Source organism: Aurantimonas sp. DM33-3 (assembly GCF_014334315.1).
GTDB classification, from domain to species: Bacteria; Pseudomonadota; Alphaproteobacteria; order Rhizobiales; family Rhizobiaceae; genus Aurantimonas; species Aurantimonas coralicida.
The window spans coordinates 1-4206 of sequence record NZ_JACSGS010000040.1 but is presented as its reverse complement, the minus strand read 5'-3'; the positions used below and the strand labels follow the sequence as shown (position 1 = coordinate 4206).

At 68.0% G+C, this 4206-nt stretch carries 4 protein-coding genes; 1 reads left to right on the top strand and 3 read right to left on the bottom strand.

Translation table 11 applies throughout. The features are described from left to right. Positions 1–287 (top strand): hypothetical protein (locus tag H9Q09_RS22220; RefSeq protein ID WP_187392880.1); only part of this gene is annotated, 287 nt, incomplete at its 5' end. A gap of 59 nt (positions 288–346) precedes the next feature. Here H9Q09_RS22220 and hisG read toward each other — a convergent pair. The 3 genes from hisG to hisS are packed head-to-tail and all read right to left on the bottom strand — an operon-like array spanning position 347 to position 3757. Further along, complete coding sequence (gene hisG, locus H9Q09_RS22215) at positions 347–1048, bottom strand: ATP phosphoribosyltransferase (RefSeq protein ID WP_024349271.1); 702 nt, start codon at positions 1046–1048, stop codon at positions 347–349. Beyond that, a complete protein-coding gene (locus H9Q09_RS22210) occupies positions 1045–2190 on the bottom strand; it encodes an ATP phosphoribosyltransferase regulatory subunit (RefSeq protein ID WP_187392879.1) in 1146 nt (381 codons plus the stop codon). The genes hisG and H9Q09_RS22210 overlap by 4 nt, the downstream gene beginning before the upstream one ends. Positions 2191–2194: 4 nt before the next feature. Next, positions 2195–3757 carry a histidine--tRNA ligase gene (gene hisS, locus H9Q09_RS22205; protein ID WP_187392878.1) on the bottom strand — a complete coding sequence of 521 codons (1563 nt, stop codon included), beginning with the start codon at positions 3755–3757 and terminating at the stop codon, positions 2195–2197. Positions 3758–4206: the final 449 nt, after the last annotated feature.

Below are 4206 nucleotides of genomic sequence, written 5' to 3'. Positions count from 1 at the left end.
GCAAGCCATCATCGACGCTTGCTGCGATGCCTGGAACCGCGCCACCAGAGATCCAAGCCGCATCCGGTCCCTTTGCAACTACCCGTACATTAAAGCGGTCAGTTCATGAGCGGGCCGGTATCAGTATCAATTCCGGCCAGGTCAGCCGGGAATACGTCGCCTGGATGTTGATGGAAAAGGTCATCCATTCGGAAGCCGACATCAGACGCAACAGTCCTGACCGGAAATATGTTCTCGATCTCTTCGTCGAATGCCTGCAGGCGACGGGCGGCCACAGACCCGGATAGTCCTGAGCAGAACAGACCGCCGCTTCCCCAACGGAAGCGACGGTGCCACCGGGCTGATGTCAGTCCGGCGCCGAACCGAACCGGGCGGCAAGGGCGTCTGCTTCGGCCACATCCTGCCGGTCGCGCGCGACCAGCGAGCGGATCAGGCAGGCCTGCGACCGCAAAATCACCCCGTCGGACAGGATCTTGAGATGGTTCGCGGTCAGGGTGGAGCCGGTCGAGGTGATGTCGACGATGACATCCGCCGAGCCCGCAGCGGGGGTGCCCTCGGTCGCGCCGAGGCTCTCAACGATACGGTAGCTCTGGATCCCGTTGCGCCGCGTGAAGAAGCTCTGGGTCAGCCGCCAGTATTTCGTTGCCACCCGCAGGCGGCGCCCGTGCCGGGCCCGATAGCCGCCGGCGACGTCGTTGAGATCTTCCATCGTCTCCACATCGACCCAGGCATCGGGCACGGCCACGACCACGTCGGCATGACCGAAGCCGAGGCGGGCCACCGTTTCGACCATTTGGTCGGGCTCGGCGATGGTCTCACGGATCAGATCCTCGCCGGTGATGCCGAAATCGATCGCCCCGTCGCGCAGTTCACGGGCGATCTCCGAGGCCGACAGCAGCAGCACTTCCAGTCCCGGCGCGCCTGTGACGCTGGTGCGGTAGCTGCGCGAATCCTCGGCCGAGGCCACATGGATGCCAGCCCCGGCCAGCGCCGCGACGGCCTTGTCCTTCAACCGCCCCTTGGACGGGATCGCGAGGGTGAGCGTCATGCCGCGTCTCCCGTCCGGCTGGCGATGCGGTCGAGCCAGAGCGAAAAGCCGACGGCCGGCACGGGCCGCTCGGCGCCCAGTATGCTCAACAGCCGGTCATAGCGCCCACCGCCTGCCAGCGGCTCGTCCGACCCCTTGCGGCGCGCCTCGAAGACGAGGCCGGTGTAATAGTCGATCGGCCGACCGAAGGCAGCGCGATAGCGCACCGCGGCGAGATCGACGCCGGCTGCCCGCAGCGCGAGATTGCGGGTCTCGAAGAAGGTCAGCGCCCGGCCGAGATCGAGCCCGGCCGCACCGGCGAGATCACCGATCACCGTGCCGGCGTCCGACAGGGGGGCGTCGATGGCCAGGAACCGGCGCAGAAGCTGCAGCGAGCTCTCGCTGAGCCGGGCCTCGGCGATCGCCACCTTCTCGATCAGCCGCGCCGCGACCTCGCCCGGCGAGCGCCCGGAATGGGGCGGCAGTCCCGCCTCCTCCATGCGTTCGCGAATTTTGAAAGTCAGCGCGCCCTGCTCGCCGAGACGGGCGAGTTCGGCAAATTCCGGATCGAGCGTGTCCAGCGCGCCGCTGCCGCCACGTGCGAGCGCGGCGAGCGCCGCTTCCAGCTGATCGTCATGGCCGAAGGTGCGCACCAGTCGGCGCTGCCAGCCCTCCGGCAGGCCGAGCGCCCGCAGGAACGCCTCGAACAGGCCCTGGTCGCCGAGAACGAGATCGAGCTCGCCGGCTTCGAGGCCGCAGGCCTCCAGCCCCGCCAGGGCATCGGCCAGCGCCCGCGCATCGGCGGTCGCGGCGTTCTCCTCGCCCAGATCCTCGATCCCGGCCTGGTAGAACTCGCCCGGCCCGATCGGCCGCTGGCGGAACACCAGCCCGACATAGCTGTAGCGACGCGGCAGCGTCGCGCCGTGGCCGACATGGTCGCGGCAGACGGGGATAGTGAAGTCGGGCCGCAGGCACAGGGTCTCGCCGGCCTCGCCGCGGGTCAGGAAGATGCGCCGGCGCAGCGCCTCGCCTGCCGTGTCGAGATAGGGGTCGGCCGGCTGGATGATCGGCACGTCGACCCGCGCCGCGCCGCGGGCGGCGAACAGCGCGCCGAGCTCGGCTTCGTAGGGCGCGCCCGTTCCGGCGCGTGTCTCGGCGCTCACGGTCTCAGGCTCCGTTGCCGGCATCGCCGCCGGAACGGCCATTCTGGCGCGCCAGGATCGCCTTCACCGCCGCGACCATGTCGGCCTCGTCGACCATTTCCTGCCCGGCCCGCGCCTCGCGCCATTCGGCATTGTCGGTGATCTCGGCGGACAGTTCCTTGCCGAGCGCCAGATCCTTGACCTGCACCTTGCCCGCCGCCTTCTCGTCGCCGCCCTGGATGACGACGACCGGGGCATTGCGCCGGTCGGCATATTGCAACTGCTTGCCGAACTGCTTGGGGTTGCCCTGGAACACCTCGACGGGCACCGGTGTCGCCGTCGGATTGCCGTTCTCGTCGGTGTTCAGCGCCGCGCGCAGCGTCGTCGCCATGGCCTGGTAGTCGGCCATGCGGTCGCGATCCATCACGGTGACCACCACCGGCCCGGTCCGCTCGGCAGCGTCCAGGCGGCCGAGATTCTTCAGCGCCGTCATCAGCCGGGAAACGCCGATGGAAAAGCCCGTCGCCGGCACCGGCTGGCTCATGAAGCGCGACACCAGCCCGTCATAGCGCCCGCCGCCGCCGACCGAGCCGAACTGGACCTTCTGGCCCTTCTCGTTGGTGACGTCGAACAGCAGCTCCGCCTCGAAGACCGGCCCGGTATAGTATTCGAGACCGCGCACGACGGAAGGGGCGATCGAGACCCGGCCCAGATAGCCCGCACCGTCCAGATACGCGGCGATATCGTTCAGCTCGGCAATGCCCTCGCCCATCCGTCCTTCGCCAGCCTCACCGGGGAATATGCTGGCGAGCTCGTCGATCTTCGATGCGCCGACAAAGCCGAGGATCTTTCCCGTCTGCGCGTCGTCCAGCCCGGCGCCCGGCGTGAAATCGCCCTCGCCTTCCTGCCCGCCGTCCCAGCGTCCCTTGCCGAGCAGCAGCTTGACGCCATCGGGACCGAACTTGTCCAGCTTGTCGATCGCCCGCAGCACCGTCAGGCGGCGGCCGGCATTCTCGTCGCCGCCGAGGCCGATCGCCTCGAGGACGCCGTCGAGCACCTTCCGGTTGTTGACGCGGATGACATACTGGCCGCGCGGAATGCCCAGCGCCTCCATCGTGTCGGCCATCATCATCGCCATCTCGGCATCGGCCGAGACGTTCGGCGCGCCGACGATGTCGGCGTCGAACTGCATGAACTGGCGGAAGCGGCCCGGCCCGGGCTTTTCGTTGCGGAAGACGTAGCCGGCCCTGTAGCTGCGATAGGGCTTGGGCAGGCTCTCGTAATTCTCCGCCACATAGCGCGCGAGCGGCGCCGTCAGATCGTAGCGCAGGCTCATCCACGCCTCGTCGTCGTCCTGCAGCGAGAACACGCCGGCATTCGGCCGGTCGGCATCCGGCAGGAACTTGCCCAACGCGTCAGTATATTCGAACACCGGCGTCTCCACCGGCTCGAAGCCGTAGGTCTCGTAGACCCGGCGGATCTTCGCCAGCATGGCGTCCTGGGCGCGCAGATCGCTGGCGTCGCGATCGACGAAGCCGCGCGGCACCCGTGCCTGGACCCTCGACGGTTTCTTCTTCTTGTCGGCCATGAATGCGCTGCGTCCAAACGGTTTGACGGGCGCTCAGATGCACCCTTTCCTGCGGGCGATCCCCTACCCCGTGCGCCCGATTTCGGCAAGGCAAGGCGGTTTTGCAAGGCGCGTGGTGGCGGCGTGCGCAGCGAGGGGCGTAAACCCGGCCAACGACGCGGCTGAGATGCAGATCGGAGGGGTGGTCGGCAGCGTCAACGATTTGGCATGGGTCCTCGGGTCAAGCCCGAGGATGACGCCGAGAGGGAACGCTGCGGCCAGTCGCAGGAACGGCGACATCCGGAGACCACGGCACCGCCGAGTGTTGCGAAAACCTCCAACAAGGTCGTCATCCTTGTCTGTTGACGGCCTCTTGCAATTGGAGAGGCTGATCGGCGGGCAGCGCACCGTGTCATCCTTGGTCGTTGGAGACCGTGCCCGAGCAAGGTTCGCCGCCCGCCTTTCGTCAT

Coding starts and splice junctions, on each gene's coding strand:
- hisG (WP_024349271.1), bottom strand. CDS start 1,048: ATGACGCTCACCCTCGCGATCCCGTCCAAGGGGCGGTTGAAGGACAAG.
- hisS (WP_187392878.1), bottom strand. CDS start 3,757: ATGGCCGACAAGAAGAAGAAACCGTCGAGGGTCCAGGCACGGGTGCCG.